The 25991-nt window shown below is 72.2% G+C and carries 24 protein-coding genes; 16 read left to right on the top strand and 8 right to left on the bottom strand.

Going from position 1 to position 25991, the window contains the following annotated elements; translation table 11 throughout:
• Positions 1-177: 177 nt before the first annotated feature.
• Positions 178-1017, top strand: a complete 840-nt coding sequence (locus tag ACPPVT_RS03710; protein WP_426565589.1) for a uroporphyrinogen-III synthase — start codon at positions 178-180, stop codon at positions 1015-1017.
• Between the two features lie 87 nt (positions 1018-1104).
• Here ACPPVT_RS03710 and groL read toward each other — a convergent pair whose 3' ends face one another.
• Positions 1105-2733 (bottom strand): chaperonin GroEL, encoded by a 1629-nt coding sequence (groL, locus tag ACPPVT_RS03705; protein WP_426565587.1) that lies wholly within the window; start codon positions 2731-2733, stop codon positions 1105-1107.
• A gap of 285 nt (positions 2734-3018) precedes the next feature.
• Here groL and ACPPVT_RS03700 point away from each other — a divergent pair, with 285 nt between their 5' ends.
• A complete protein-coding gene (locus tag ACPPVT_RS03700; protein WP_426565585.1) occupies positions 3019-3477 on the top strand; it encodes a hypothetical protein in 459 nt (152 codons plus the stop codon).
• On the opposite strand, the gene ACPPVT_RS03695 is transcribed toward ACPPVT_RS03700, so the two are convergent.
• From ACPPVT_RS03695 to ACPPVT_RS03680, 4 genes are read right to left on the bottom strand one after another with little or no spacing between them, the layout of a single operon-like run.
• The gene (locus tag ACPPVT_RS03695; RefSeq protein WP_426565583.1) at positions 3443-4006 is read right to left on the bottom strand and encodes a LytR C-terminal domain-containing protein; all 564 of its coding nucleotides are present in this window, start codon (positions 4004-4006) and stop codon (positions 3443-3445) included. The two genes, ACPPVT_RS03700 and ACPPVT_RS03695, sit on opposite strands and share 35 nt — an antisense overlap.
• Before the next feature lie 49 nt (positions 4007-4055).
• Positions 4056-4382, bottom strand: coding sequence for a DUF3263 domain-containing protein (locus ACPPVT_RS03690; RefSeq protein WP_426565581.1), 327 nt, complete (start codon positions 4380-4382; stop codon positions 4056-4058).
• A gap of 60 nt (positions 4383-4442) precedes the next feature.
• Positions 4443-5792: a pyridoxal phosphate-dependent decarboxylase family protein gene (locus tag ACPPVT_RS03685; protein ID WP_426565579.1), complete on the bottom strand. Its 1350-nt coding sequence runs from the start codon at positions 5790-5792 to the stop codon at positions 4443-4445.
• Between the two features lie 31 nt (positions 5793-5823).
• A complete protein-coding gene (locus tag ACPPVT_RS03680) occupies positions 5824-7539 on the bottom strand; it encodes an MFS transporter (protein ID WP_426565578.1) in 1716 nt (571 codons plus the stop codon).
• Between the two features lie 92 nt (positions 7540-7631).
• Here ACPPVT_RS03680 and ACPPVT_RS03675 point away from each other — a divergent pair, with 92 nt between their 5' ends.
• Both ACPPVT_RS03675 and ACPPVT_RS03670 read left to right on the top strand, forming a co-directional pair.
• The gene (locus ACPPVT_RS03675; protein ID WP_426565576.1) at positions 7632-8309 is read left to right on the top strand and encodes a uracil-DNA glycosylase; all 678 of its coding nucleotides are present in this window, start codon (positions 7632-7634) and stop codon (positions 8307-8309) included.
• Between the two features lies 1 nt (position 8310).
• The gene (locus ACPPVT_RS03670) at positions 8311-9573 is read left to right on the top strand and encodes a phosphotransferase family protein (RefSeq protein WP_426565574.1); all 1263 of its coding nucleotides are present in this window, start codon (positions 8311-8313) and stop codon (positions 9571-9573) included.
• Here ACPPVT_RS03670 and ACPPVT_RS03665 read toward each other — a convergent pair.
• Positions 9545-12379, bottom strand: a complete 2835-nt coding sequence (locus ACPPVT_RS03665; protein ID WP_426565572.1) for a helix-turn-helix transcriptional regulator — start codon at positions 12377-12379, stop codon at positions 9545-9547. The genes ACPPVT_RS03670 and ACPPVT_RS03665 overlap by 29 nt on opposite strands.
• Positions 12380-12500: 121 nt before the next feature.
• Between ACPPVT_RS03665 and ACPPVT_RS03660 the strand changes: the two genes are divergently transcribed.
• Genes ACPPVT_RS03660 through ACPPVT_RS03650 form a run of 3 tightly spaced genes read left to right on the top strand, consistent with a single transcriptional unit; the run spans position 12501 to position 14446 of the window.
• A complete protein-coding gene (locus ACPPVT_RS03660; protein ID WP_426565570.1) occupies positions 12501-13064 on the top strand; it encodes a hypothetical protein in 564 nt (187 codons plus the stop codon).
• Entirely contained in the window at positions 13061-13582 is a 522-nt protein-coding gene (locus tag ACPPVT_RS03655; protein WP_426565568.1) for a YceI family protein, read from the top strand. The genes ACPPVT_RS03660 and ACPPVT_RS03655 overlap by 4 nt, the downstream gene beginning before the upstream one ends.
• Positions 13583-13612: 30 nt before the next feature.
• Positions 13613-14446: an SGNH/GDSL hydrolase family protein gene (locus tag ACPPVT_RS03650; protein WP_426565566.1), complete on the top strand. Its 834-nt coding sequence runs from the start codon at positions 13613-13615 to the stop codon at positions 14444-14446.
• Between the two features lie 16 nt (positions 14447-14462).
• Here ACPPVT_RS03650 and ACPPVT_RS03645 read toward each other — a convergent pair whose 3' ends face one another.
• Both ACPPVT_RS03645 and ACPPVT_RS03640 read right to left on the bottom strand, forming a co-directional pair.
• Positions 14463-15401, bottom strand: a complete 939-nt coding sequence (locus ACPPVT_RS03645; RefSeq protein ID WP_426565564.1) for a hydroxymethylglutaryl-CoA lyase — start codon at positions 15399-15401, stop codon at positions 14463-14465.
• Positions 15402-15433: 32 nt separating this feature from the next.
• Complete coding sequence (locus ACPPVT_RS03640) at positions 15434-16009, bottom strand: HEAT repeat domain-containing protein (protein ID WP_426565562.1); 576 nt, start codon at positions 16007-16009, stop codon at positions 15434-15436.
• Positions 16010-16056: 47 nt separating this feature from the next.
• Between ACPPVT_RS03640 and ACPPVT_RS03635 the strand changes: the two genes are divergently transcribed.
• The 9 genes from ACPPVT_RS03635 to ACPPVT_RS03595 all read left to right on the top strand — a co-directional run bounded on the left by ACPPVT_RS03635 (position 16057) and on the right by ACPPVT_RS03595 (position 25970).
• Positions 16057-16770, top strand: coding sequence for a GAF and ANTAR domain-containing protein (locus tag ACPPVT_RS03635; RefSeq protein WP_426565560.1), 714 nt, complete (start codon positions 16057-16059; stop codon positions 16768-16770).
• Between the two features lie 78 nt (positions 16771-16848).
• On the top strand, positions 16849-17628 hold the full coding sequence (locus ACPPVT_RS03630; protein ID WP_426565558.1) for an MBL fold metallo-hydrolase: 780 nt from the start codon (positions 16849-16851) through the stop codon (positions 17626-17628).
• Positions 17629-17693: 65 nt separating this feature from the next.
• Positions 17694-17933 carry a hypothetical protein gene (locus ACPPVT_RS03625; RefSeq protein ID WP_426565556.1) on the top strand — a complete coding sequence of 80 codons (240 nt, stop codon included), beginning with the start codon at positions 17694-17696 and terminating at the stop codon, positions 17931-17933.
• Positions 17930-19339: a hypothetical protein gene (locus ACPPVT_RS03620; RefSeq protein ID WP_426565554.1), complete on the top strand. Its 1410-nt coding sequence runs from the start codon at positions 17930-17932 to the stop codon at positions 19337-19339. Before ACPPVT_RS03625 ends, ACPPVT_RS03620 begins: the two co-directional genes overlap by 4 nt.
• Positions 19336-20205 (top strand): YhjD/YihY/BrkB family envelope integrity protein, encoded by an 870-nt coding sequence (locus tag ACPPVT_RS03615; RefSeq protein ID WP_426565552.1) that lies wholly within the window; start codon positions 19336-19338, stop codon positions 20203-20205. The genes ACPPVT_RS03620 and ACPPVT_RS03615 overlap by 4 nt, the downstream gene beginning before the upstream one ends.
• A gap of 85 nt (positions 20206-20290) precedes the next feature.
• Positions 20291-22507 carry a phage holin family protein gene (locus ACPPVT_RS03610; protein ID WP_426565550.1) on the top strand — a complete coding sequence of 739 codons (2217 nt, stop codon included), beginning with the start codon at positions 20291-20293 and terminating at the stop codon, positions 22505-22507.
• A complete protein-coding gene (locus ACPPVT_RS03605) occupies positions 22504-23559 on the top strand; it encodes a lysylphosphatidylglycerol synthase transmembrane domain-containing protein (RefSeq protein WP_426565548.1) in 1056 nt (351 codons plus the stop codon). Before ACPPVT_RS03610 ends, ACPPVT_RS03605 begins: the two co-directional genes overlap by 4 nt.
• On the top strand, positions 23552-25051 hold the full coding sequence (locus ACPPVT_RS03600; protein ID WP_426565546.1) for an arylsulfatase: 1500 nt from the start codon (positions 23552-23554) through the stop codon (positions 25049-25051). Before ACPPVT_RS03605 ends, ACPPVT_RS03600 begins: the two co-directional genes overlap by 8 nt.
• Before the next feature lies 1 nt (position 25052).
• Positions 25053-25970: an HAD family hydrolase gene (locus ACPPVT_RS03595; RefSeq protein ID WP_426565544.1), complete on the top strand. Its 918-nt coding sequence runs from the start codon at positions 25053-25055 to the stop codon at positions 25968-25970.
• Positions 25971-25991: the final 21 nt, after the last annotated feature.

Here is a 25991-nt window from a genome sequence, read left to right as displayed (position 1 = left end):
CTGTGGACATCGATCAGGGAATGGGGCGCGTGGGACACCGCTGAGCGCTCCGCGTCTGCGCACATGCTGTGGATGCGGCATTCGGCCGGACTGTGGACAACTTCTGGTGGCCTGTCCAGCATGTGGACGCCGCAGCGTCACCCTGGCGACGACGTCCAGGGCTGGGACGATGGCCGGGTGAGCTCTCCGCACTTCACGAATCGTCCACTGGCCGGCTGCACCGTGGTCGTCACGGCCGAGCGACGGGCCGCCGAGCTCGGCGCGGCGTTGGACCGGCGGGGCGCCGAGGTCGTGCACGCCCCGGTGCTGTCGATGGTTTCGCACGTGGACGACGAGACACTGCTCAGCCGTACCCGGGAGGTGCTCGAGCGGCGTCCGGACGTCGTCGTGGTGACTACCGGCGTGGGGTTCCGCGGCTGGCTGGAGGCAGCCACCGCCGCGGGGCTCGCCGACCCGCTGCTCGAGGTGCTGGGCGATGCCCGGCTGGTGGCGCGCGGCCCCAAGGCGGTCGGCGCGATCCACGCGGCAGGACTGGCTGCGGACTGGGTCGCCGAGTCCGAGACCTCCGCGGAGATCCAGGACCTGCTGCTGCTGGAGGGGGTGAGCGGGCTGCGCGTCGCGGTGCAGCACCACGGCGCGGGCGCCGACGGCCTGGATGACGCGCTCGCAGCGGCGGGTGCCCAGGTGACCAGCCTCGTCGTGTACCGGTGGGGACCGCCGCCGGACCCGGCCGCGGTCGTCGCCTCCGTGCACACCGTCGCGGACCGGCAGGCGGACGCGGTGGTGTTCACCTCGGCGCCCGGCACCTGGGCCTGGCTCGAGGCGGCCCGGACGCAGGGCCGGCTGGACGACGTCGTGTCGGCCTGCACGAGCGGAGCCGTGATCGCGGCCGCGGTCGGCCCGGTCACCGCGCAACCGCTGCGGGACGCGGGGATCGAGCCCGTGGTGCCGGACCGCTACCGGCTCGGTGCGCTGGTGCACTCGCTGACGTCGGCCCTGGTCGCGCGCACCAGCTGAAAGGGCCGCAGACGCACCGGAGGGCGGCACCCGCGCGGGTGCCGCCCTCCGGCCTCGTGCGTGAGGCAGTCGATCAGGAGCGGTGGATCAGAAGTCCATGCCGCCCATGCCACCGTCGCCACCCGGCATGGCCTGAGAGGCCTTCTCCGGCTTGTCGGCGATGACGGCCTCGGTAGTCAGGAACAGCGCGGCGATCGACGCGGCGTTCTGCAGCGCGGACCGGGTCACCTTGACCGGGTCGTTGATGCCGGCCTTCAGCATGTCGACGTACTCGCCGGTGGCCGCGTTCAGCCCCCAGCCCGCCTCCAGGCCGCGGACCTTCTCGGCCACGACGCCACCCTCGAGACCGGCGTTGATCGCGATCTGCTTGAGCGGAGCCTCGACGGCGACCCGAACGATGTTGGCGCCAGTGGCCTCGTCGCCGGTCAGGTCGAGCTTGTCGAACGCGGTGTTGCCGGCCTGGATGAGCGCGACGCCACCACCGGCGACGATGCCCTCCTCCACAGCGGCCTTGGCGTTGCGCACCGCGTCCTCGATGCGGTGCTTGCGCTCTTTGAGCTCGACCTCGGTCGCTGCGCCGGCCTTGATGACGGCCACGCCGCCGGCCAGCTTGGCCAGCCGCTCCTGCAGCTTCTCGCGGTCGTAGTCGGAGTCCGACTTCTCGATCTCGGCGCGGATCTGGTTGACCCGTCCGGCGATCGCGTCAGCGTCGCCAGCACCCTCGACGATGGTCGTCTCGTCCTTGGTGATGACGACCTTGCGGGCCCGGCCGAGCAGCTCGATGCCGGTGTTCTCCAGCTTCAGGCCGACCTCCTCGCTGATGACCTCACCACCGGTCAGGGTGGCGATGTCGGCGAGCATGGCCTTGCGGCGGTCACCGAAGCCCGGCGCCTTGACGGCGACCGACTTGAAGGTGCCACGGATCTTGTTGACGATCAGCGTGGACAGCGCCTCGCCGTCGACGTCCTCGGCGATGATGACCAGCGGCTTGCCGGACTGCATGACCTTCTCCAGCAGCGGGAGCAGGTCCTTCACGGTCGAGATCTTGGAGTTCGCGACGAGGATGTAGGGGTCCTCGAGCTCGGTCTCCATGCGCTCGGTGTCGGTGACGAAGTACGCCGAGATGTAGCCCTTGTCGAAACGCATACCCTCGGTGAGCTCGAGCTCGAGCCCGAAGGTGTTCGACTCCTCGACGGTGATGACGCCTTCCTTGCCGACCTTGTCCATCGCCTCGGCGATCAGGTCGCCGATCGTGGAGTCACCGGCGGAGATGCCGGCGGTCTGCGCGATCTGCTCCTTGGTCTCGACCTCACGGGCCGAGGCCAGCAGCTGCTCGGACACGGCCTCGACGGCCTGCTCGATGCCACGCTTGAGGGCCATCGGGTTCGCGCCGGCGGCCACGTTGCGCAGGCCCTCGCGGACCATGGCCTGGGCCAGCACAGTGGCGGTCGTCGTGCCGTCACCGGCGACGTCGTCCGTCTTCTTCGCGACCTCCTTGACCAGCTCGGCGCCGATCTTCTCGTAGGGGTCGTCGAGCTCGATCTCCTTGGCGATGCTCACACCGTCGTTGGTGATCGTGGGGGCGCCCCACTTCTTCTCCAGCACGACGTTGCGGCCCTTGGGGCCGAGGGTGACGCGGACGGCGTCGGCGAGGACGTTCATGCCCCGCTCGAGACCGCGGCGAGCCTCCTCGTCGAAGGCGATGATCTTGGCCATGCTCTCGGGTTCCTCCCGCTATCGGGTGGTGGTGACCGCTCGGTGCCCGCGACGGACGATCGGCGGCGCCGCGCTCTGGTCACGCGACGGCCCCCGACCTCACCGGTCGATCGACGTCAGGTAGCACTCACGTGTGACGAGTGCTAGGTCAATGATTAGCACTCGACCCCTCCGAGTGCAAATGCCGCTGGCCCACCTGTGGACCCGCGCCGCCGTGCCCCCACGAGCGAATTGGCTGGCCGGCGGGGGCTACCGCAGCCCGCTCGGCGCGACGATCATGGCCGGATGCGACTGCGCACCCGGGACTGGACACGACGAGTGGTCAACGTGCTCACCCTGGCCACGCCGGTGGGACTGCTGCTCGCCCGCAGCGGGCACGCCACGCTGGTGCCGGGCCCGCACGGCACCTGGGTGGCCACCGGCTACCGCTCCCGGTTCCCGGCGCCGCGGGCGCCGGCGGTGACGATCGGGGACGTGGTCCTGCTCCGGCTGGACGACGAGCGGCTGGCCCGGCGTCCGAGGCTGCTCACCCACGAGTCGCGGCACTGCGGGCAGTGGGCCTGCTGGCTGGGGATGATCGGCTTCCCGGTCGCCTACGGCGTGGCCAGCCTGGTGTCCTGGTGGAAGGTGCGCGACTTCGCCCTGGCGAACGTCTTCGAGGTCCGGGCCGGGCTGGTGGACGGCGGATACCTGCGTCCGGGCGAACCGGTCAGTTCTGGTAGTCGGCGCCCAGCACGGCCGTGACCCGGTTGGAGCCGAAGTCGGCTGACTCGCGGCTGACCGCGCTGCCGCCGAGGTCCTCGGCGACCGCGTCCGCCGTGGCCTGGAGCGAGGCCCGGCCGTAGAACACGGTGGTCACGTCGACGCCGGCGCTGTAGTTGCCGGTGCTGCGGATGGTCCAGCCCGCGTTCTTGAGCTTGGCGGCGGCACCGGCCGCGAGGCCGGACCGCTTGGTCGCGTTCAGCACCGACACCGGCTGTGAGTGGTCCACCGTCGGCGCGGCGCTCGTACTGGTGTCCTCCGGCGTGGACGTCGGTGTGCTGCTCGGCTTCGTCGTCCCGGTCTTGCTGGGCGTCTTCGTCGAGGACGAACCCGATACCGCTCCCGAGCTGGCCGCGTTGGTGCCGCTGTCGTCCGCGCCGCCACCCCACGAGCCGGTGGCGTAGACGACGATCAGCACGACGGCGACGGCGGCGATGAACCACGGGATCGCGCCCGCTGGCCCCAGGCCCGGCGGGCGGTGCGCCCCGCGGCGTTCGTGGTACTGGCTCATACGCTTCGTGCTCCTGCACGGCGCCGGTTCGCCGGCGCCACGGACAGGGTCAGACCTTCATCCCGAGGCGGCGCGCGGAACGGGCCCGCTGGCGCGAGGCACGCATCCGGCGCAGCCGCTTGACCAGCATCGGGTCGAGCTCCAGCGCGTCCTGCCGGTCGATCAGCGCGTTCAGCACCTGGTAGTACCGAGTGGCTGACATGTCGAACAGCTCGCGGATCGCCTGCTCCTTCGCGCCGGCGTACTTCCACCACTGCCGCTCGAAGGCCAGGATCTCGGTGTCGCGCTCCGACAGGGTGGACGCAGAGCTCGGCTCGACACTGCCGTGGTTCGCGGCCTGTGCAGCGGAGCGTCGATCGGTCGTTGCGGCGTCCATGACCGACAGGGTAGACGGTGAACCACACTGATGTCATTCGACCCGCGCAACGACGCGAACTCACGCCATCGTGTCCAAGATCGTCGAGATGTCCGCTTCGCTGGTGTTCGGGTTGACGATCGCGAACCTCGTTACCGTCTCGCCCTCGTGCGTGGTGGGCACGACGAACGCCAGGTTGGCCAGCAGCAGCCGGTCCGACCAGCGCTGGTACTGCTGCGGAGTCCAGCCCACCCGACGGAACACCACGACCGAGGTGTCCGGCTCGCGCAGCAGCTCGAGGTAGTCCCGCTTCTCGATCTGCGCCGCCGCGTACCGGGTCACCTCCAGGGTGCGCTCGATGGCTGCGGTGTAGGCGTCGGTGCCGTGGGTGGCCAGGCTGAACCAGAAGGGCAGCCCACGAGCCCGCCGGGTCAGCCCGACCGAGTAGTCGGACGGGTTGAACTCGGCGGCCTCGGTCAGCACGTCGAGGTAGCCGGCCTTCTGGGTGTGCGCCGCGCGGGCCTGCTGCGGGTCGCGGTAGATCAGCGCGCAGCAGTCGAACGGTGCGAACAGCCACTTGTGCGGGTCGACGATGAACGAGTCGCAGCGCTCAATGCCGTCGTAGCGGTGCCGGATGCTGGGGGCGGCCAGCCCGGCGCCGCCGTAGGCGCCGTCCACGTGGAACCAGACCCCGAGCTCGGCGCAGACCTCGGCCACCGAGGCCAGATCGTCCACGATGCCGAAGTTCGTCGTCCCGGCGGTCGCGACCACGGCGAACAGCCCGTCGGTGCCCGTCGACTCCAGGGTCGCCCGCAGGTTCGCCCCGGTCAGCCGGCCGTCCTCGTCCACCGGCACGCCGACGAAGTCGACGTCCATGATGTCGCAGGCGCTCTTGATCGAGGAGTGCGCCTGCGTGGTGCCGGCCACCTTCCACCGGGCCGGCGGCGTGCCGCCCTCGCGGCGCGCGGCATGCCGGGCGGCGACCAGCGCGGACAGGTTGCCGATCGTGCCGCCCGGCACGAACACCCCGCCGGCTTCGTCGGGCAGGCCGACCAGGTCCGAGATCCAGCGCAGCGCGGCGTTCTCGGCGTGCACGGCGCCCGCACCCTCGAGCCAGGACCCGCCGTAGATGGACGACGCCCCGACCACCAGGTCGAACAAAGCGCTCGCCTCGGTGGGCGCGCAGGGGATGAACGACAGATAGCGCGGGTGGTCGGTCGAGATGCAGGCCGGCGCCAGCTCGCGGGTGAACAGGTCCAGCGCCGCGGTCCCGCCCAGGCCGTCCTTGGTGATCGTCTGGCCGGCCACCTCGTCCAGCTCGGCCTGGGTCCGGGGGCCGTCCAGCGGCACCGGGTTCATCCGCGAGCGCCGCAGGGTGTAGTCCAGGACCGCCCGGCTCAGGGTCTCGACGTCCTCATCGAAGGCATGCACGAGGGTGCAGTCTAAGCGTCGCCGCGGATGCTCAGCGCGCGGTCAGGACCTCCTGCGCAGCGGCTTCGTCGACGGCGTCCGGCAGCGGTCGTGGCTTGGCCAGCGAGAGCACGGCGCCGAGCGCGCACATCACCGCGGCGGTGAGGAACACCACGACGAGGCCGTCGTGCAGCGGGCCGGAGATCAGCTGCGGGAAGTACGTCTTGCCGACCAGCGTCGCGGCGTGGTCCGGCGACAGCTTGGCCAGCACGTCCGGGCCGAGCAGCTCGCGCATCGGGTTGTAGCCGAGGAACGCGGCGAACAGGCTGCCGACCGGTGGCAGCCCGGCGATCTGGTGCGCGGTGTCGGCGGGCACGCCCTGGGCGGTCAGGCTGCTGCTGAGCTGGCTGGGCAGGTGCTTGGCCAGCCCGGCGATCATCAGCGAGAAGAAGACGCCGATGGACAGCAGCATGCCGGCGTTCATGAAGGTGGCGCGCATGCCGGACGCGGCACCTCGGTCCTGCGGCTTGACGCTGCCCATGATGGCGCTGGTGTTGGGGGCTGCGAACAGCCCGGAGCCGATGCCGTTCAGCGCGATCAGCGCCGCGAACCAGCCGTAGGAGAAGTTGACCGGCAGCAGCAGCAGGCCGACGAAGCTGGCGGCCGCGAGCATCAACCCGATGAAGGCGAACATCCGCGACCCGTACTTGTCGGACAGGTGTCCGGAGACGGGGCCGGAGACGAGGAACCCGATGGTCAGCGGCACCAGGTAGATGCCGGCCCACAGTGGGGTCGACTCGTAGTCGTAGCCGTGCAGCGGCAGCCAGACGCCCTGCAGCCAGATGATCAGCATGAACTGCAGGCCGCCGCGGGCGATGGAGGCCAGCAGGGTGGCCGCGTTGCCGTAGGCGAAGGTGCGGTCGCGGAACAGCTCGAGGTGGAACATCGGGTACTCCACCCGGCGCTCGACGAACCAGAACACGACCAGCAGCCCGACGCCGCCGACCAGGCCGGCGACCACCCACGGGTTGGTCCAGCCGGTGTCGTGGCCGCCGTAGGGCTGGATGCCGTACGTGATCCCGGCGAGCAGCGCGGTCAGGCCGACGCCGAAGGTGATGTTGCCGAGCCAGTCGATCCGGCCCTTGCCGCGGCTGCCCACCTCGTGCAGCGAGCGGTAGGCCCAGACGGTGCCGACCAAGCCGATCGGCACCGAGACCCAGAACACCGCGCGCCAGTGCCACTCGGCGAGCAGCCCGCCCAGCACCAGCCCGATGAAGGAGCCGGCCAGGGCGGCGACCTGGTTGATGCCGAGCGCCATGCCGCGCTGGTGGGTGGGGAACGCGTCGGTCAGGATCGCGGTCGAGTTGGCCATCAGCATCGCGCCGCCGACGCCCTGGACGACGCGGAACCCGATCAGCCACAGCGCGCCCGCGCTGCCCGTCCACGGCACCAGCGCGAGCAGCACCGAGGCGGCGGCGAACACCGCGAACCCGGCGTTGTACATCTTGACCCGGCCGTACATGTCGCCGAGCCGGCCGAGTGAGACGACCAGCACGGCGGTGACCAGCAGGTACCCCATCAGCATCCAGAGCAGGTAGCTGACGTTCGAAGGTTCCAGCGGGTCGAGCTCGATGCCGCGGAAGATGGCCGGCAGCGAGATCAGCACGATCGAGGCGTTCACCGTGGCGAGCAGCACCCCGAGCGTGGTGTTGGACAGCGCCACCCACTTGTAGCTCGGGTGGGTGACGTCGTAGCGAGGCGTGGGCACTGGTGGTCCTCCGGCGGAGATACTTAGGCTTAGTAAGTAACTCTACGCCTGCCGGCTGTCCGCCGGACGGTCGGCCACTAGGGTTTGCCTCCGTGACGGCCAGGTCGCTCGAGGAGCTGATGGACGACGGTTGGGCCCAGGCGCTCGCGCCGGTCGCCGACCAGGTCCGGCAGATGGGCGACTTCCTGCGGGCCGAGGTGTCCGGCGGCAACACGTACCTGCCGGCCGGCGAGCGGGTGCTCGCCGCGTTCGAGCGGCCGTTCGCCGACGTCCGGGTGCTGGTCGTCGGGCAGGACCCGTACCCCACCCCGGGGCACGCGGTCGGGCTGTCCTTCTCGGTCGCACCGCAGGTGCGGCCGGTGCCGCGCAGCCTGCAGAACATCTACCGAGAACTGGCCGACGACCTCGGCGTCCCAGCACCGGTGAACGGCGACCTCACACCGTGGGCCGACCAGGGCGTGCTGCTGCTGAACCGCGTGCTCACGGTGCAGCCCGGCGCGTCCGCGAGCCACCGCGGCAAGGGCTGGGAGGCGGTCACCGACCAGGCCATCCGAGCTCTGGTGGCGCGCGGCACGCCGCTGGTCGCGGTGCTGTGGGGCCGGGACGCGCAGACGTTGCGGCCACTGCTGGGCCAGGTCCCGGTGGTGGCCAGCGCGCACCCCAGCCCGATGTCCGCCGACCGCGGGTTCTTCGGTTCGCGCCCGTTCAGCCAGGTCAACGCGCTGCTGGTGCAGCAGGGCGCGCAGCCCATCGACTGGTCGCTGGGCTGACATGCCACGCGACGTCCGGCTCGCCGTCCTCGGTCTCGACGGGCGACCGCACGGCAGCACCGACCCGCTGCGGGTGGAGTCGCAGTGGTGGCCGGACGTCGAGCCGGTGGTCGAGGTTTTCGCCGGCACCGGGCTGGATGTCCTGGTGCTGCGGGTGCTCAGCGCGGCCAGCCGCCCCGACGACGGCCAGGACTGCGTCGGCGGCCGGGTCAGCTACCTCGCCCAGCTGCGCACCGCGTCCGCTCCCCCGCTCGGACCGATGTCCGCGGTGCTGGACGACGACGAGCTGGCCGCCGCACTGGCCGACCATCCGCTGCGCGCGCCGTGGGCGCGGCCGGGCGGCCCGACGTCCATTCTGGCCTGGGCGGACGACCTGCTGGCCGTGGCCGGCACCCCGCGCACCGGGCGGGCCGAGCAGGTCAAGACCTGGAACCTGTCCTCGATCCTGCGGCTGCCGACGGCGAACGGGCCGGTGTGGTGCAAGAGCGCGCCGCCGTTCTTCCAGCACGAGGGCGCGATCATCGCCAAGGTCGCGCAGCGGCACCCCCGGCTGGTCCCGCAGCTGCTCGGCACCGACCCGGCGACCGGCACGGTGCTGATGGCCGACGTGCCGGGCGAGGACCAGTGGAACGCACCGGCCCAGCGGCTCGCCGACATGATCGCGGCGGTCGTCGACCTGCAGGACGAGTGGGTCGGGCACGCCGACGACCTGCTCGCCCTCGGTCTGCCCGACTGGCGCGGCAAGGCGCTGGCCGACTCGCTCGCCGCGATGCTCGCCCGCGCCGACGTCCGCGCCGACCTCGAGCCGGCTGAGCTCGCCGGGGTCGACGCGCTCGCCGCGCGGCTGCCCGCCCGGGTCGGCGAGCTGGACGGCTGCGGGCTCGGCGACACCGTCGTGCACGGCGACCTGCACCCTGGGAACTGGCGCTACGGCCCGCGCGGCCTGCTGCTGCTCGACTGGGGCGACAGCGGCGTCGGCAACCCGTTGCTCGACCTGCCCGCGTTCCTGGAGCGGGTGCCGGCCGAGCATCTGGACGAGGTCCGGCGCGGCTGGGTGCGGCAGTGGCGCGCCCGGCGTCCCGAGGCGGACGTCGAGCGGGCGATCGCGCTGGTCCCGCCGCTCGCGGCGCTGCGCCAAGCGCTGATCTACCGGACCTTCCTGGACCGCATCGAACCGGACGAGCACGTCTACCACCGCGGCGACCCGGCGGTCTGGGTCCGGCGGGCGGTGCAGCTCAGTCGGGACGAACCGCGAGCGCGCTGACCAGCTGCACCCGGTTCGCCACTCCGAGCTTGGCCAGGATGCTGCGCATGTGGCTCTCCACGGTCCGCTCGGACAGTACGAGCCGCTGCGCGATCTGCCGGTTGCTCAGGCCCTGCGACACCAGCTCGGCGACCTCGCGCTCGCGGCCGCTCAACGGGTCGCGCTGCTGCTGCGCCGCGCGGGCCAGCTCCTGCAGCCGCACGGCCTGCCGCAACGGATCCGGCATGTCCAACGCGCGCGCCTCCCGCGCTGCGGCCACCGCCTCCTGCAAGGCCCTGGGCAGGTCGTCGCCGTGCGCGTGGTCGGTTCGTGAGCGGCCAAGCAGCGACTCGGCCAGCCCCACCCGGTCCCGGGCAACCGCCGGGCGCGCCCCCGTGCGGGTGTCGGTCCGCAGCGCCGACTCAAAATGGCTGACCGCGTCGTCCCAGTGCTCCTGGACGAGCGCGAGACGACCCGCGAACCAGCGCGCCGAACCGAAGCAGTAGACCCCCGCGTCGCCGACAGCCCACTCGTAGCGGGCGACCAGGGGTTCCAGAGCCGCCGCGGCGACGACGTCGCCGAAGGCACTGACCAGCGCCACCTGGCTCAGTGGGACGCCGTGCCGCAGCTCGGGTCCGACGTCCTCGATGCTGAGCCCGAGGCCGTCGTACGCCGCCCGGGCCTCGTCCGTCCGGCCGAGCTGCAGCAGCATCAGCGCGACGCTGACCCGGACCACGATCAGCTCCTGCGGCGCGGACCGCATGGTGGCCAGCGACTCCTCGCTCAGCACCGGCTGGCCGGTGGCGACGCTGTGCACCAGTAGGAAGGCCTCGGACATCCCCACCGCGGAAATGTCCTGGGACAGCTCGCGGGCGCCGAGCCGGGCCGCCTGCGCGTTCAGCTCAAGAGCCTCGGCGAACTCCCCGCGCAGCGCGGTCACCGACGCCCGGACCCGCAGCTCGTGCCAGCGCACCAGCGGTAGCCGCGAGGAGCGGGCCAGCTGCCCGAGCGCCGCGATCTCGGCGTCCGCAGTGGCCATCTGGCCCAGGTGAAGCGCCGCGTCGATCCGCCACTTGAGCCCCCACAGAACGGTCATCGGCTGCCCGCTACGGGTGCCCGTCTCGACGGCGACCCGGCCCAGCCGCAGCCGCTCCGGCGGCGTGAAGGCACCCTCGACGACCTTGTCCCGGGCGCGCGCGGCCTCCACGAGTGCGGTGTCGTCGCCGCTGCGCTCGGCAAGCTCGAGGGCCTGCCGCGACCACTCCCGGCCGTCCTGTGGGCGGCCGGCATCGGCGGCCGCGGAGGTGCGCAGCGCCAGCAGCCGGGCCCGGGTCACGACGTCCAGGTCCGGACGCAGCTCGAGCACCCGCGCGCAGCGCAGCTCCACCTGCGGCAGCACCTCCGGGGCGGCCACGTCGTGCACCACCAGGGCGGCCGGTGCGAGCAGGTCGCCGCGGCCGGCGGCCAGAGACAGATCCACCACCTGATCCGCGCAGTCGCTGGCCTCGCGGACACGACCGGCCCGGAACTGCGCCTCGGCCAGCTGGAGCGTCAGCTCGGCGCGCTCGCCGTCGTCGCCCCCGGCCCGGGCCAGCTCGCCGAGCGCCATCTCGAGATAGCGGACCGCCTCGGCGTCGGCGAAGGCGCGGGTGGCGGCGTCCGCGGCCCGCACTGCCCAGTCGGCGGCCGTGCGCAGGTCTGCCGGGTCGCGGGCGCAGCGCAACCAGTGGCCGGCGACCAGCCCGGCCCGGGCCGGGTCGTGCCCGGCCTGCTCCTGCAGGCCTAGCGCGGCCCGCCGGTGCAGCGCCTCACGGTGCGAGCGATCGAGATCGGCGTAGACGCCCTCGCGGACGACGGCGTGCACGAACCGCAGCCGACCTGGGCCGCCGTCCGGAACCTCGGCCAGCACCCCGACGCGCACCGCGGTGTCCAGGTCGTGCTGCACGTCGCCCTCCGGCCGTCCGCTGACCGCGGCCAGGGCACCGACGTCCACCTGCTCGCCCAGCACCGCTGCCGCGTCGACCAGGTCGCACACCCCCGGCGGCAGCCCGGACAGCACGGCCCGGACCAGCGAGCGCAGCTGGCTGCCCACGTCGCCGTCCAGCGGTTCGGCGGAACCGGCCCGGACCAGGTCGGTGACCGCTCGCAGGTACAGCGGGTTTCCGCCGCAGCGGTGCAGGACCGACCGCACCTGCTCGGCCTCCGCGGGACGGTGCAGGGACTGGCTCAGGTAGGCGCGGACCTCGTGCTCGACCAACGGGGGCAGCGGAACGGGGTGCGTCGTCGACCAGCGCAGCAGGTCCGGCAGTGCGTCGGCCAGCGGACCGGCTGCGCCGTCCCGGTGGGTCGCGACGATCAGCAGTCGAGAGCCCGCGACCTCCCCGGCCAGTCGTCGCAGCAGCCGCAGCGACGTCTCGTCGGCCCAGTGCAGGTCCTCCAGGACGACGACCAGGCCGTCGGGCTCGGCGGCTCGCACCAGTGCGTCGGTGCTGTCGGCGACGAAGCGGAACCGGGCGGACTCGGCGTCCCCGACGGGCTCGGCCGGCGCCGTCGCCAGCGCGGCCAGCGCGGTCCGCCACGGCCACAGCGGCGGCGCGCCGGGCTCGTCCACCGCGCGACCCCAGCGCACCGGGGCGGACGCCGGGCCGGCCGGCGTCACGCACGCCTGCTCGACCAGTCGGGTCTTGCCGATCCCTGCGGGGCCGCTGACCAGCACTAGCCCGCCGTGCCCGTCGAGCGCTCCGGTCATCCGGTCGCGCAGCTCGGCCAGCTGGCGCTCGCGGCCGACGAAGGGCGGGCCCGCCTGGACAGGACCGTGGGTCGCCACCTGCGCAGTATCCCGAATTCAGTGCCGCTGTGCGTGCTGGTACGGATGGCCGAGCCGGCCACGGCGCGGATCGTCGTCCTCGAGGCCGGCGTCACGTCGGCCACCGATCAAGGAGGTAGCCGTGTACGCGTCGTTGCACCCTTTCACCCACCGGGCCCCACAGGCACCGGAGCTAGGCACTGGCGGGCCGCCGTCCGGCCACGTCGTGCTGCGCTCCGCCGACGGCCTGCTCGACCTGGTGCTCGCCCTGTGGCGAACAGAGGAGCAGGCCCGCTCCGCCGTCTCCGGGCTCGGCTACGTCGTGGTCGACTCGCACGAGGGGGTCGCGGCCGCTGAGCCGCCCTCGCACGCGATGGTGCTGTGGTTCGACGGCCCGCGCAGCGCCGCGCAGGCCTCCGCGGACCAGCTCGCCATCACCCGGATCGCACCGGCGGTCCGTGAGGTGCCTGGTGTGTGCCGCGCCTGGGTCCTGCGGGCGGACGACCTCGGCTACGTGACCGTCTCGCTGGTGACCTCCGCCGACGTCCCGGCCGCGATCGAGCGCGCGGCGATGTCGACCGAGCTGCTGCCCGGCGAGGACGCCGCGCTGCTGACCGGACCGGACCGCGTGGCGGTGCTGTCCGTCGAGTCCGGCGACCTGACCGGGCTGCACACCACTGACGCGACCCCGGCGGGTGCGCGATGAGCGCCACGCCTGCCACCGGAGCGACCCTGCGGACGGGATCCTGGATGGTCCAGACCGAGCATTCCCGAGCCTCGTTCACCGTGGGGAACCTCGGCAAGGCCGTGGAAGGCACCGTCCCGGTGCGCGCGGGCGAGCTTGTCGTCGACGCCTCCGGTGCGCCGCGGCGGCTGACCGCGACCCTCGACCTGGCCGGCCTGGACACCGCCAACGCCCGGCGCGACAAGGACCTGCGCAGGCGGGGGCTGCTGGATCTGGACGCCCACCCGACCATGACCTTCGTCAGCGAGCGCATCGACGTGGACGAGCAGGGGTGGACCGCGCAGGGCACGCTCACCGCGCGCGGCACGAGCTGCCCGCTGACAGTGCGCGGCGGGCTGCCCGGGCAGCCGGGCGACGACGGCAGCGTCGTCGTCGAGGGGACCGCCGTGCTGGACCGTCGTGACCTCGGGATCCGGGCACCGCGGCTGATGATCGGACGCCAGGTGTCGATCAGGGTGACGGCGCGCCTTGTCGGTTGAGGCACCATGGGTTTGAGGCACCATGGGCGGGTGGACGACCGAGCCTCGCACCCGCCGCCGTGGACCCGTTACGTCGCCGTCGGCGACTCCTTCACCGAGGGGATGGAGGACCGCGGCCCGGACGGCGTGTACCGGGGCTGGGCCGACGGGCTGGCCCACCTGCTGGCGGCCGGGCGCGCGGCGGGCCGTGACCGGGCCGGTCACGAGGTCGAGCCGCTGCACTACGCGAACCTGGCGGTGCGTGGCCGGTTGCTCGACCAGATCGTCCGCGAGCAGGTGCCGGGTGCGATCGAGCTGGGCGCCGACCTGGTGAGCCTGGTCGGCGGCGGCAACGACGTGCTGCGCCCCGGCAGCGACGTGGACAAGCTGGCCGCCCGGCTCGAGGCGGCGGTGGTCGACCTGCGGCTCAGCGGGGCCGACGTCCTGCTCGCCACCCCGGTCGACCCGGTGAAGTCCCCGCTGATCAACCTGACCCGCGGCAAGGCCGCCGTCTTCGCCGCCGCGATCTGGACGATCGCCCGCCGCCACCAGGCCTACGTGCTGGACCTGTGGGGCATGAAGGCGCTGCAGGACCGGCGACTGTGGGCCGCCGACCGGATCCACCTGACCACCGAAGGCCACCAGCGGGTCGCCGCGCACGCCGCGCAGGTGCTGGGGTTGGCCGGCGACGGCAGCTGGGCGGTGCCGCTGCCGCCCGCGGCCGCGCTGGACCGGCGGACGGCGCTCAAGCAGGACGCGCAGTGGGTCCGGCTGTACGTCGGGCCCTGGGTCGGACGGCGGCTGCGGCGCCGCTCGTCCGGGGACGCCATCAGGCCCAAGCGTCCGCAGGCCGAGCCGCTCCCACTGGTCGACCCGCCGGACTGACCTGCTCGCGCTGCGCTCAGCCGAGTGCGCGGACGGCGTTCGAGGGGCTCGGGCGGCCCATCAGAGCGGCCAGCCAGCCGCTGGTCGCGACCAGCGCCTCGAGGTCGACGCCGGTCGCGATGCCCAGACCGTGCAGCTGCCAGACCAGGTCCTCGGTGGCCAGGTTGCCGGTCGCCGACATCGCGAACGGGCAGCCGCCGAGCCCGCCGGCCGACGCGTCGACGGTGGTGATGCCCTGCTGCAGAGCGACCAGCGTGTTCGACAGCGCCTGCCCGTAGGTGTCGTGGAAGTGCACGGCCAGCTGCTCGCGCGGCACGCCGGCCGTGTCCAGGGCGGCCAGCAGCTGCACGACCTGGCCCGGGGTGGCCACCCCGATCGTGTCGCCGAGCGAGATCTCGTGGCAGCCCTGCTCGCGCAGCGCGACGACGACGTCCACCACTGCCGCGGGGTCGACGTCCCCCTCCCACGGGTCGCCGAAGCACATCGACACGTAGCCGCGCACCGAGCGGCCGGCCGCCAGCGCGCCGTCGACCACGTCGGCGGACATCGTCAGCGCCTCGTCGCGCGAGGCGTTCAGGTTCTTGCGGGCGAAGGACTCGGTGGCACTGACGAACACCGCGAGCTCGGGGACGTCGCGGGCCAGCGCACGCTCGAGCCCGCGCCGGTTCGGTACCAGCACCGGCGCCCGCACCCCGGCGAGCTCGCCGGTGGACAGCGGACCCAGGAGGTCGAGCAGCTGCTCGGCGTCGGCGAGCTGGGGCACCCACCTCGGGTGCACGAAACTGGTCAGCTCGACCGCGCGCAGCCCGCTGGCGACCAGCCGGCGGACCAGCTCGGCCTTCACCTCGACCGGCACCACCTCGGACTCGTTCTGCAGTCCGTCGCGCGCTCCGACCTCGTAGACCGTCACGCGGTCCGGCAGTCCGGCCAGGGCAGTGGTCTGTGGTGCGCGCACCCTGCGACCCTAGCGCCGCAGCGAGACGCCGCTCACCAGCGGTCCAGCCGCTCCTGCAGCCGGCGCAGCGAGAGCTCGCCGGCCCGGTGCACCGCGGGGTCCGCGTCGTCCTGCGCCGCCCGGGCGACGTCCAGCGCCTCGCCCTCGCCGACGACGCCGAGCGCGCGAACCGCGGCAGCCCGCACCCGCGGCACCTCGTCGTCCGCGAGCGGGAGCAGCGCCTCGCCCGCCTGGCCGACCTCACGTCGGGCGGCCACCTTCGCGGCCATCTCGCGCACCCGCCAGCTCGGGTCGACCAGCGCCGCCAGCACCGCCGGCACCAGCTCGGGCGCCGCATCGTCCCACACGTACAGCAGCGCCCGACCGCCCCAGGCGCGTGCCCAGTAGTCCTGCGGCTCGGCCTGGACCGGCGAGAGCTTCAGCAGCCAGGCCGCGTGCGGCCCGCCGAGCCAGGTCAGGTGCGGGCGCGTCGGGTCGTCGTACCGGACCGACCCGCCGAGCAGCCCGGCGGACCAGCTGAGCAGCACGCCTTGGCCGAGCTCGTCGCGAGCGAGCTCGACCCGGGCGCGCGGCGCGAGGCCGCGGCCGTCGTCCGGCAGGCGCTGCACTTCAGGGACGGTAGCGACAGGAACCGACAACGGGGCACAATCCAGGGGTGGACGAGCAGATGGACGCCGATGGCAGGCTGGACGTCGCGGCCAGCTTCACCGAGCTGGCCCGGCTCGTGCACGAGCGTCCCGCTCTGGACGACGTGTGCCGCTCGGTCGTGGACGCGGCGCCGCGGCTGATCCCCGGCTGCGACCACGCCAGCATCATGGTCAAGGAGGGGCGGGGCTACCGCACCGTCGCCGCCTCGGACGAGATCGGTGCCCTGATCGACGCCATGGAGCGCGAGGTCAGTGACGGGCCGTGCGTGGACGCCATCGAGGACGACGCGTTCCAGCTCGACCCGGACATCGCCACCGCCTCGCAGTGGCCCAAGCTGGCGGCCCGGGTGCTGGCCGAGACGCCGGTACGCGGCATGGCCGGCTACCGCCTGCTGGTGGACGGCCGCAAGACCGGGGCGCTGAACGTCTTCTGCGACACCGCGGGCGAGCTGACCGGCGAGTCGGCGGACGTCGGGACCATGCTGGCCGCATTCGCCTCGGTCGCGCTGGGCGGGTCGTCCCAGCACGAGCAGGCCACCACCCTGGCGGCTGGCATCTCCAGCAACCGCGAGATCGGCATCGCGATCGGGCTGCTGATGGCCGCGCACGACATCAGCGCCGAGCAGGCGTTCGCGACGCTGCGCAAGGCGTCGTCCCTGATGAACCGCAAGCTGTCCTCGATCGCCCGGGAGATCGTCGAGCGCGGCCCGGACGCCGGCTGACGGCTGGAGCGCGGGAAGTCAACGACCTCCCCCGGCACGGGTGATCCGAGCGGCCGCGCGCCCTCGCAGACTGACCGGGTGCCCGGTCCGGCCGATCCGCAGCAGACCGTCGTCACCTGGTGGGGCCACGCCTTCGTCGCGCTCACCATGGACGGCACGACGCTGCTGCTCGATCCCCTGCTCCGCAGGAACGTCGGTCCGCTGCACAACACCGGGCCGATCCCGGACGTCGCGTCCCTGGGCCGGCTGGACGGCGTGCTCATCTCGCATCTGCATGGCGACCACCTGGACCTCGGGTCCCTGCGGCGGCTGCCCCGCGGCGTCCCGATCGTCGTACCCGAGGGCGGCGCGGAGTTCGTTCGGCGGCGCACCGGTCACACCGTGCGCGGTGTGCGCCCCGGCGGGCAGGTCGACCTCGGCGGGGTGCAGGTGCTGGCGACGCACGCCGAGCACGACCCGCGCCGCGGCCGCTGGCGGCTGCGGGCGGACCCGCTGGGCTTCGTCGTGCAAGGCAGTGAGCGGGTCTACTTCGCCGGGGACACCGAGGCGTTCGACGGGATGCGGACGATCGGCCCGCTGGACCTGGCGCTGATGCCGATCGGCGGATGGGGCCTGACCCTCGCCGAAGGGCACATGGACCCGCAGGAGGCGGCGACGGCGATCGGCATGTTGCGACCGCGGTTCGCGATCCCGATCCACTACGGGGACCTGCGGATCCCGGTGCTGTGGCGCTGGCGCGCGGCGCGTCGCGGCCGCGCGGCGGCGGGTTTCGCCGACCTGGTCGCCCAGGTGGACGACGAGTGCACGGTCCTCGGGCTCGCGCCGGGGCAGCCGTGGAACCTCCCCCGGCACGGGTGATGCGCGGCGCTGCGGCAGGTCGCATCGTCGAACAGGACGGTCGGCCGAGCGCGGAGGACTCCTCCATGAACGAGTACGTGATCAGCGTGGCCGGACCGCTGCCGGACGACCTGCTGCGCGCGTTCCCCGGTCTGAGCCGGCGGCAGGTGCCAGTGCACACGATGCTCTCCGGCGAGCTGGCCGACCAGTGTGCGCTGCAGGGGGTGTTGAACCAGCTCGAGGTGTCCGGCGCCGAGATCCTCGAGGTACGTCGGTTGCCGCCCAGCGGCCAGCCGCGCGGCGACGACGGCGGGCGGGGCGCATGAGCGAGCAGCCGGACGCGACAGCAGCTCCGAACCCGAAGCCCGCCGCGGACGACGAGGTCCGTCGGCTGCGCGAGCAGGTAGCCGAGCTCGAGCACCAGCTCGCCGAGCGACCTGCGGCCAGCGATGTCACCACCCCCATCGCAGTCCCGCAACGGCGCCGGCTGTCCGAGTGGTGGCGGCCACCGGTCGTCTGCCTGCTGCTGATCATCGCCACGATCTGCGCGCCGGCCGCCGTGGTCGCGCGCTGGACCAGCCACGAGCTCGGCGACACCGACACCTACGTGGCGACCGTTGCGCCGCTGGCCAACGAGCCCTCGGTGCAGGCCGCGATCACCGACCAGGTGACCAAGGCGATCTTCACCCGACTGGACGTCCAGGCCATCACCACCCAAGCCGTGCAGGCGCTGGAGGCCCAGGGGCTACCGCCGAACGTGGCCACCGCACTGACCGCGCTCAGTGGCCCGCTGGCCAACGGGGTCGAGAGCTTCGTGCACGACCAGGTCGCCAAGATCGTTGCCTCGCAACAGTTCCAGGACGCCTGGGTGGCGGCCAACCGGGCCGCGCACGCCCAGCTGGTCGCCGTACTGACCGGCGACCAGAGCGCCGCCGTGACCGTGCAGGACAACAACGTCTCGGTGAACCTGGCCGCCGTGATCGACTCGGTGAAGGCCACGCTGTCGGCGCAGGGGTTCTCGATCGTGGACCGGCTGCCGACGGTGAACGCCTCGTTCGTCGTGCTGGAGGGTGCGGACATCAGCAGGGCGCAGCGGGTGTTCTCGTTGTTGGACTCGTTGGCCACCGCTTTTCCCGTGGTCGTCATCATCGCGCTGCTCGCCGGCGTGGCGATCTCGCGGCACCACCGGCGCACCCTGATGATCGGCGCACTGGCCATCGCGGTGAGCATGCTGGTGCTCGGCGCGGGGCTGAACCTGTCCCGGCCTTACTACCTGGACGCGCTGCCCGATGCCATCCCGCAGAAGGCCGGCGGCGACATCTTCGACACCATCACGGCGACGATCCGGACGAACCTGCGCGCTGTCCTGGTGCTGTTCCTGGTGATCGCGGCCGCGGCGTGGGCGACCGGCGCCTCCACGCCGGCCGTGACGATGCGCCAAGGGCTCTCCCGCGCAACGACGGCGCTGCGCGAGGGCGGCGCCCGGCACGGCATCGACGCCGGGCCGGTCGGCACGTTCGTCGGCCGCTACCGCACCCCGTTGCGGCTCGCGGTGATCGGCGTCTGCGCCCTGGTCTACGTCGTGAAGGACCACCCGACGGCCGGGTTCACGATCGTGCTGGCGATCGTCCTGCTCGTGCTGATCGGCATCATCGAGCTGCTGGCCGCGCCGGTGGCGGACGACGACGTCAGCGGGTCGATGCCACCCAGCGCCCCGCCGTCCACCGCGTGAGCGAGCCCGCCCCGCGGCCGCTGTGGACCCACCCGCTGGACAAGCTCGGCCGGCGACCGGACCGCATCGGCGCACTCGCCCGATGGCTGGTCGACTCGTTCGTGCTTGGCTGCCTGCTGCGATTCATGCGAATCAACGGCCGGGACCGGATCCTGGTGATGGCCTCGCAGGCGTTCACGGCGATGATCCCGTTGCTCATCGTGATCAGCGGGTTCTCCTCGGACAACGACGCCCTCGCCGACGGCATGGTCACACGCTTCCACCTCACCGGCGGCGGCGAGAGCGCGATGCGGACGCTGTTCACCCGCCCTCCCGGCACCGCCGGCGCACTGACCCTGCTCGGGCTGGTCGTGCTCTTCTACTCCACGCTCGCGCTGGCCCGCTACGTCCAGCGCACCTACCAGTTGGCCTGGGACCTGCCGCCCGCCGGTATCACGGGCACCCTGCAGAGCCTGCTCGGCCTCGGGCTGCTGATCGGTCAGGTCGTGGTGATCAGCTGGCTGTCCGGGGTGCTCGAGGCGCTGCCGGGCCACCAGGGGGTGGTGGTCGTGCTGCACCTCGCGCTGGCCAGCGTGCTCTGGCTGCAGGTGCAGTACCTGCTGCTCAGCCGTCGGATCCCGCGCCGGTCACTGGTTCCCGGCTCGATCACGGCCGCCGCCGGCCAGGCGCTGGTGAGCATCTACTCGGCCATCTGGATGCCGCATATCATCGCGCTGAACTCGCTGCGGTACGGCGTGATCGGCGTGACGTTCGCGCTGCTGACCTGGCTCATCGTGGTCTGCGCCGGCATCGTGGCGGCGGCCGTGGTGTCGGCAGAGTGGGCGCAACGGTCCCAGCTCGTGCCGCCGCGGATGCCCCAGGTCTGAGCGAACGCTAGCCACCTCGGGCCGGCGACCGCCTCACCCGTCCCGGGCGAGGGGCGACGGGCCCGGGCGTGCCACGCTGAGCGCGATGACGACCACGCCGGCACCTGCCGCCGCTGGCGAGCAGGGCTCGACCAGCGGTCGCTGGCGACTGGCCCGGTCCCTGTTGCACTCGACCCGCTGGACCGTCGGTTCGCTGCTGCGCTTCCTGATCACCTGGGTGATGGGCACGGTGGTCCTGGCGATCATCATCCGCATCCTGCCCGGGATCACCGCGGACGACTGGTGGGACATCGCCTTCGCCGTCGTGCTCGTCGCGGCCGTGACCATCGTGCTGCGGCCGATCCTGGGCGCGCTGGCGGTGGCGACGTCCTGGTTCGGCATCGTGGTGATCGGCTTCTTCGCCCAGGCAGTCATCGTGTACGTCGGGCTGATCCTTTCGCCGGGCATCCACATCGACGGGTTCGGCACGGCGCTGGTCGCCTCGTGGCTCTACGCGATCATGGGAGCGCTGGGGGCGTGGCTGATGCTGGTGGACGATGACTCCGCCCTGCTCGCGCACGTCGTACGGTCCGCCCAACCCAGCCGGTTCGCCCGCAGGCGGGCCCGGCGCAAAGGGATCACCCTGCCCGTGCCAGGGGCGGACGGCCTGGACGGCGTCGTGTTCGTCCAGCTGGACGGGGTGCCGTGGCCGCTGCTGCAAGTGGGCGTCGCCTCCGGAGACATCCCCACGATCAGCCGTTGGGTGCGCTCGGGCACCCACGTGATGCGGGAGTGGACTGCCGCGATCCCCTGCACCACACCGGTCTCGCAGGCCGGCATCCTGCATGGCAACAACGACGGGATGCCGGCGTTCCGCTGGTACGAGAAGGACTCCGGCCGGCTGCTGGTGGCCAACCGGCCGGCCGACGCGGCCGAGATCGAGTCCCGAGTGAGTGACCGGCACGGCTTGCTCGCCGACGACGGGTGCTCGATCAGCAACCTGTTCTCCGGCGACGCCGAGATCAACATGCTGTCCATGGCCGGCATGTCCGAGGGCCGGCGCGGGCTGGGGCCCTCGCGCAGCTACGCCTCGTTCGTGCTGCACCCGTTCGGCTTCACCCGTGCGTTCTTCCTGACCATCGGGGAGATGGTCAAGGAGCTCCACCAGGGCTGGCAGCAGGAAAGGCGGGGCATCGAGCCGCGAATCCACCGGCACGGGTCGTACGTGCTGCTCCGCGCGGCCACCAACGTGATGCTGCGCGACCTGAACATGGCCCTGGTGGCCGAGCAGATGGTGCTCGGCCGGCGGGCCATCTACGTGGACTTCGTGGACTACGACGAGATCGCCCACCACGCCGGCCCGCTGCGCTCGGAGTCCATCGCGTCCCTGGTCGGGCTCGACCAGGTGGTCGAGAGCCTCGAGCGGGTGGCCGAGCAGGTCAACCGGCGCTACCACTTCGTGCTGCTGTCGGACCACGGCCAGAGTCAGGGTCCGACGTTCCTGCAGAAGTACGGGCAATCCCTCGAGGACGTCGTCTCCGAGCTGGCCGACTCCCAGGACACCGTCGCGGTGACGTCCTCGATCGAAGGTTGGGGGCCGGTCAACGCGTTCCTGACCGACCTGACCGGACAGAGCGGCATGGCCGCGAGCATCGCCCGCCGCAGCCTGGCCGGCCGCTCGCAGGACGGGGGCGTCGGCCTCGGGCCCGGTGACCGCGAGGCCGCCGCCGCGCAGGGCGAGGGTGCGGACGCCACCAGCCAACGACCAGAGCTCGTCGTCGTCGGCTCGGGCAACCTCGGCCTGGTCTGGTTCGCCCGCGAGCCCGGCCGCCTCACCCTCGAGCAGCTCGAGGAGCTTCACCCCGGCCTGGTCGGTGCGCTGGCCAACCACCCGGGGGTCGGGTGGGTGCTTGTGCAGACCGCGTCGCACGGCCCGGTCGTGGTCGGTGCCAACGGGCTGCACCGACTCGTGGACGGAACGATCGAGGGCGAGGACCCGCTCGCCCCGTTCGTCGCCACCGCGGCCCCAGACCTGTTGCGGCTGGCCGGTTTCGGCAACGCGGCCGACCTGTTCGTCGGAAGCGCCTTCGAGCCGATGACCGACGAGGTGTCGGCCTTCGAGGAGCTGGTCGGCTGTCACGGCGGCCTCGGTGGCTGGCAGACGAGCGCAATGCTGGTGCACCCGGCGGAGTGGCCGATGACCGAGGCGGAGCACCTGCACGGTGCTCCCGCCCTGCACCGACAGCTGGTGCGTTGGCTGGCCGACCTCGGCCATCGGACCGACCTGCCGGAGAGGTCGCCGGCCGGCTCGGACGTGGTATGACCGAGAAGCCTCGACGCCGGCACCTTGCCTACCAGCTCGGCAAGCAGGCGCTCGCATTGCTGGTCTGCGGCGTCAGCCTGTACATCGTGCTGCCCAGCATGCTCACGGTCTTCGGCGCCTGGCCCGAGCTGGGCGACGTCAAGCCGTACTGGTTCGTCGCGATCGTCGTCCTGGAGTCGCTCAGCATGGCGCTGCTCTGGCTGCTGTACCGGATCGCGTTGTCCACCAAGGACTGGACCGACGTCGCGCTGTCCCAGCTGGCCGGGAACGCGGCGACCCGAGTGATCCCCGGCGGCGCGGCGTCCGGGGCTGTCGTGCAGGGTGGTCTGCTGGTGCGGGCGGGCATGGACACCGGCCGGGTCGCGACCGCGCTGGCCGCGAGCGGGCTGCTCACCACCGGCGTCCTGCTGGCCCTTCCGGTGCTGGCCATCCCGGCGGCGTTCCTCGGTCCGCCGCTGGCTCACACCCTGCAGCTCGGGCTGGAGTTCAGCCTTGTCGTGGGGGCGCTCCTGGTCGGCCTCGGGTACTCGATGCTGAAGTGGGACCGGTTCGCTGGCGGGGCCTTCAGGCTGGTCGGCCGACTCGTCGCACTGGTGCGGCGCAAGAGCTCGCGCGAGCGGGTCGCCGCCCGGCTGCTCGAGGAACGCGACCAGGTCGCCGGGGCGCTGGACAAGCGCTGGATCCGCGCGCTGTCCAGCGCCGCCGCCAGTCGGATGGCCGACTACGCGGTGCTGGTCGCCGCGCTGATCGCGGTGGGTGCGCAGGTGCGACCGTCGCTCGTGCTGGTTGCCTACGTGGCGGCGATGGCCCTGGGCATGGTGCCGATCACCCCCGGCGGCGTCGGCATCGTCGAGGCCGGGTTGACCGGGTTCCTCGTCCTGGCCGGCGTCCCGTCGGACCAGGCGGTGGTGGGGACGCTGCTGTACCGCCTGGCCTCGTTCTGGTTCCCGATCCCGGTGGGGTTGGTCGCTTGGCTGGTCGCGCGGCTGCGCGGGCCGGGAGCACTGGCCGGACGACATCTGGCCACCGAAGAAGGAGGAGCGCGTGCCTGAGAGCCCGAACATCCTGATCATCTGGGGTGACGACATCGGCGTCAGCAACCTGAGCTGCTACAGCGAAGGCCTGATGGGGTACCGAACCCCGAACATCGACCGGATCGCGGCCGAGGGGGTGCGGTTCACCGACTACTACGGCGAGCAGAGCTGCACCGCAGGACGCGCGGCGTTCATCACCGGCCAGAACCCTTACCGAACAGGGCTCACCAAGGTCGGCATGCCCGGAGCGGACATCGGGCTGCGCGCCGAGGACCCGACCATCGCGACCGCGCTGAAGGCGCGCGGGTACACCACCGGCCAGTTCGGCAAGAACCACTTCGGCGATCGGGACGAGTTCCTGCCGACCGCGCACGGCTTCGACGAGTTCTTCGGCAACCTCTACCACCTCAACGCGGAGGAGGAGCCGGAGCTGCCGGACTACCCGAGCGGGGAGGAGTTCCCCGACTTCCGGAAGAACTTCGGCCCCCGTGGCGTCCTGCACACGTGGGCGAACGCCGATGGGACGCAACGCATCGAGGACACCGGCCCGCTCACCAAGGAGCGGATGAAGACGATCGACGACGAGGTCGTCCCCGAGGCGCTGCGATTCATGACCGACGCCAAGGCGAGCGACACCCCGTTCTTCGTGTGGCTGAACACCACCCACATGCACTTCCGCACGCACCTCAAGGACGGCAGCCGCGGCAAGGCCGGTCGGTGGCAGTCCGAGTACCACGACACGATGGTCGACCACGACGAGCTCGTCGGGTCGGTGCTGGAGTTCCTGGACGAGCAGGGGCTGGCCGACGACACGATCGTCATGTACTCCACGGACAACGGCCCGCACATGAACTCGTGGCCGGACGCCGGGATGACGCCGTTCCGCAACGAGAAGAACTCCAACTGGGAGGGCGCGTACCGGGTGCCGGCCATGGTGCGCTGGCCCGGGCACATCCCGGAAGGCACGGTGCTGAACGGCATCGTCAGTCACAACGACTGGTTCGTCACGCTGCTCGCCGCCGCCGGTGACGCTGACATCGCCGAGCGGTTGAAGTCCGGAGCCGACCTGAACGGGACGAGGTTCACAGTGCACCTGGACGGGCACAACCAGCTCGACTACATCACCGGCGCAGCCGACACGAGCCCGCGACAGCACTTCTTCTACGTCTCGGACGACGGCGACCTCACCGCGCTGCGCTACGACAACTGGAAGTTCGTCTTCCTCGAGCAGCGTGCCACCGGAACGCTTCAGGTGTGGGCCGAGCCCTACGTCGAGCTGCGCTTCCCGAAGCTGTTCAACCTGCGCACCGATCCCTACGAACGGGCCGACATCACGTCCAACACCTACTACGACTGGGTTCTGGACCACATCTTCTTGTTCGTGCCGGCCCAGGCCTATGTCGCGCAACTGCTCCGGACGCTCGCCGAGTTCCCGCCCCGCCAGGAGGCGGCGAGCTTCAGCGTGAACAAGGTGATGGAGAAGCTCAAGGCCGGAATAGGGAGCTCCTGACGTGCCGACCAGCAGTGAGCTGCTGCCGTCGTGGCGTCCCGGGGCGACCCGGGACGCCGTGGTCGGCTTCCTGGACGCCGCGGCCGCGGTCCCGCTGCGGGACAGACTGGCCTGCCTGGACAACGAAGGGACGCTGTGGTGCGAGCGACCGACGTACGTGCAGTTCGACTTCTTCGTCGACGCGCTCAAGACCCGGGCGGGCCAGGACCCGAACGTGGCCGAGGTGCCGGAGTTCGCGGCGCTGCTGACCGGCGACCGGCAGGCCATCGCGACGATCGGGCTGGAACGCATCGCGACGGCGCTCGCAGGTCTCTTCGCGGGCCTGACGCCCGCCGCTTTCAACGCGGCGGTCCAGCAGTTCATGGCCCGGGCGACCCACCCGACACTCGGCCGGCCATCGCGCAGCAACACCTACCAGCCGATGCTCGAGCTGGTCGAGGCGCTGCGGCGGCTGGACTTCACCGTCGCGGTGGTGACCGGTGGCGGGACCGAGTTCGTGCGGGCGATCAGCCAGGACCTCTACGGAGTCCCGCCCGAGGCCGTGGTCGGGACGCTGATCGAGTACGAGTACCGGCGCGGGGACGACGGGAGCCCGAGCCTGCTGCGCTCCACCGGCATCATCGGCGCCGCGAACGAGGGTTCGGCCAAGCTCGCGAACATCCAAACCCAGCTCGGCCGTCGTCCGATCTTCGCCGCGGGCAACTCGGGCGGCGACCGGGAGATGCTCGAATGGGCGGTCTCGGGTGACGGGCCGTCCTTGGCGCTACTGGTCGACCACGACGACGAGGCCCGCGAGTTCAAGTACGTCAGCTCGGCCGAGACCTTCGCCGAACCCGAACCGATCACGGACGTCGGACGGCGACTGGGCTGGACCGTGGTGAGTATGGCCGACGACTGGGCGACCGTCTTCGCCGACTGAGGCCCCGAAAGCGCCTTCCTC

Source organism: Angustibacter sp. McL0619 (genome assembly GCF_049994355.1).
Classification (GTDB): domain Bacteria; phylum Actinomycetota; class Actinomycetes; order Actinomycetales; family Angustibacteraceae; genus Angustibacter.
This window is presented reverse-complemented; position numbering and strand designations above follow the sequence as displayed.

Excerpts from the sequence above, each read along its gene's own strand:
- groL (WP_426565587.1), bottom strand. The coding sequence starts at position 2,733 with ATGGCCAAGATCATCGCCTTCGACGAGGAGGCTCGCCGCGGTCTCGAG.
- ACPPVT_RS03605 (WP_426565548.1), top strand. The coding sequence starts at position 22,504 with ATGACCGAGAAGCCTCGACGCCGGCACCTTGCCTACCAGCTCGGCAAG.
- ACPPVT_RS03695 (WP_426565583.1), bottom strand. The coding sequence starts at position 4,006 with ATGAGCCAGTACCACGAACGCCGCGGGGCGCACCGCCCGCCGGGCCTG.
- ACPPVT_RS03700 (WP_426565585.1), top strand. The coding sequence starts at position 3,019 with ATGCGACTGCGCACCCGGGACTGGACACGACGAGTGGTCAACGTGCTC.
- ACPPVT_RS03655 (WP_426565568.1), top strand. The coding sequence starts at position 13,061 with ATGAGCGCCACGCCTGCCACCGGAGCGACCCTGCGGACGGGATCCTGG.
- ACPPVT_RS03625 (WP_426565556.1), top strand. The coding sequence starts at position 17,694 with ATGAACGAGTACGTGATCAGCGTGGCCGGACCGCTGCCGGACGACCTG.
- ACPPVT_RS03620 (WP_426565554.1), top strand. The coding sequence starts at position 17,930 with ATGAGCGAGCAGCCGGACGCGACAGCAGCTCCGAACCCGAAGCCCGCC.
- ACPPVT_RS03670 (WP_426565574.1), top strand. The coding sequence starts at position 8,311 with ATGCCACGCGACGTCCGGCTCGCCGTCCTCGGTCTCGACGGGCGACCG.
- ACPPVT_RS03610 (WP_426565550.1), top strand. The coding sequence starts at position 20,291 with ATGACGACCACGCCGGCACCTGCCGCCGCTGGCGAGCAGGGCTCGACC.
- ACPPVT_RS03690 (WP_426565581.1), bottom strand. The coding sequence starts at position 4,382 with ATGGACGCCGCAACGACCGATCGACGCTCCGCTGCACAGGCCGCGAAC.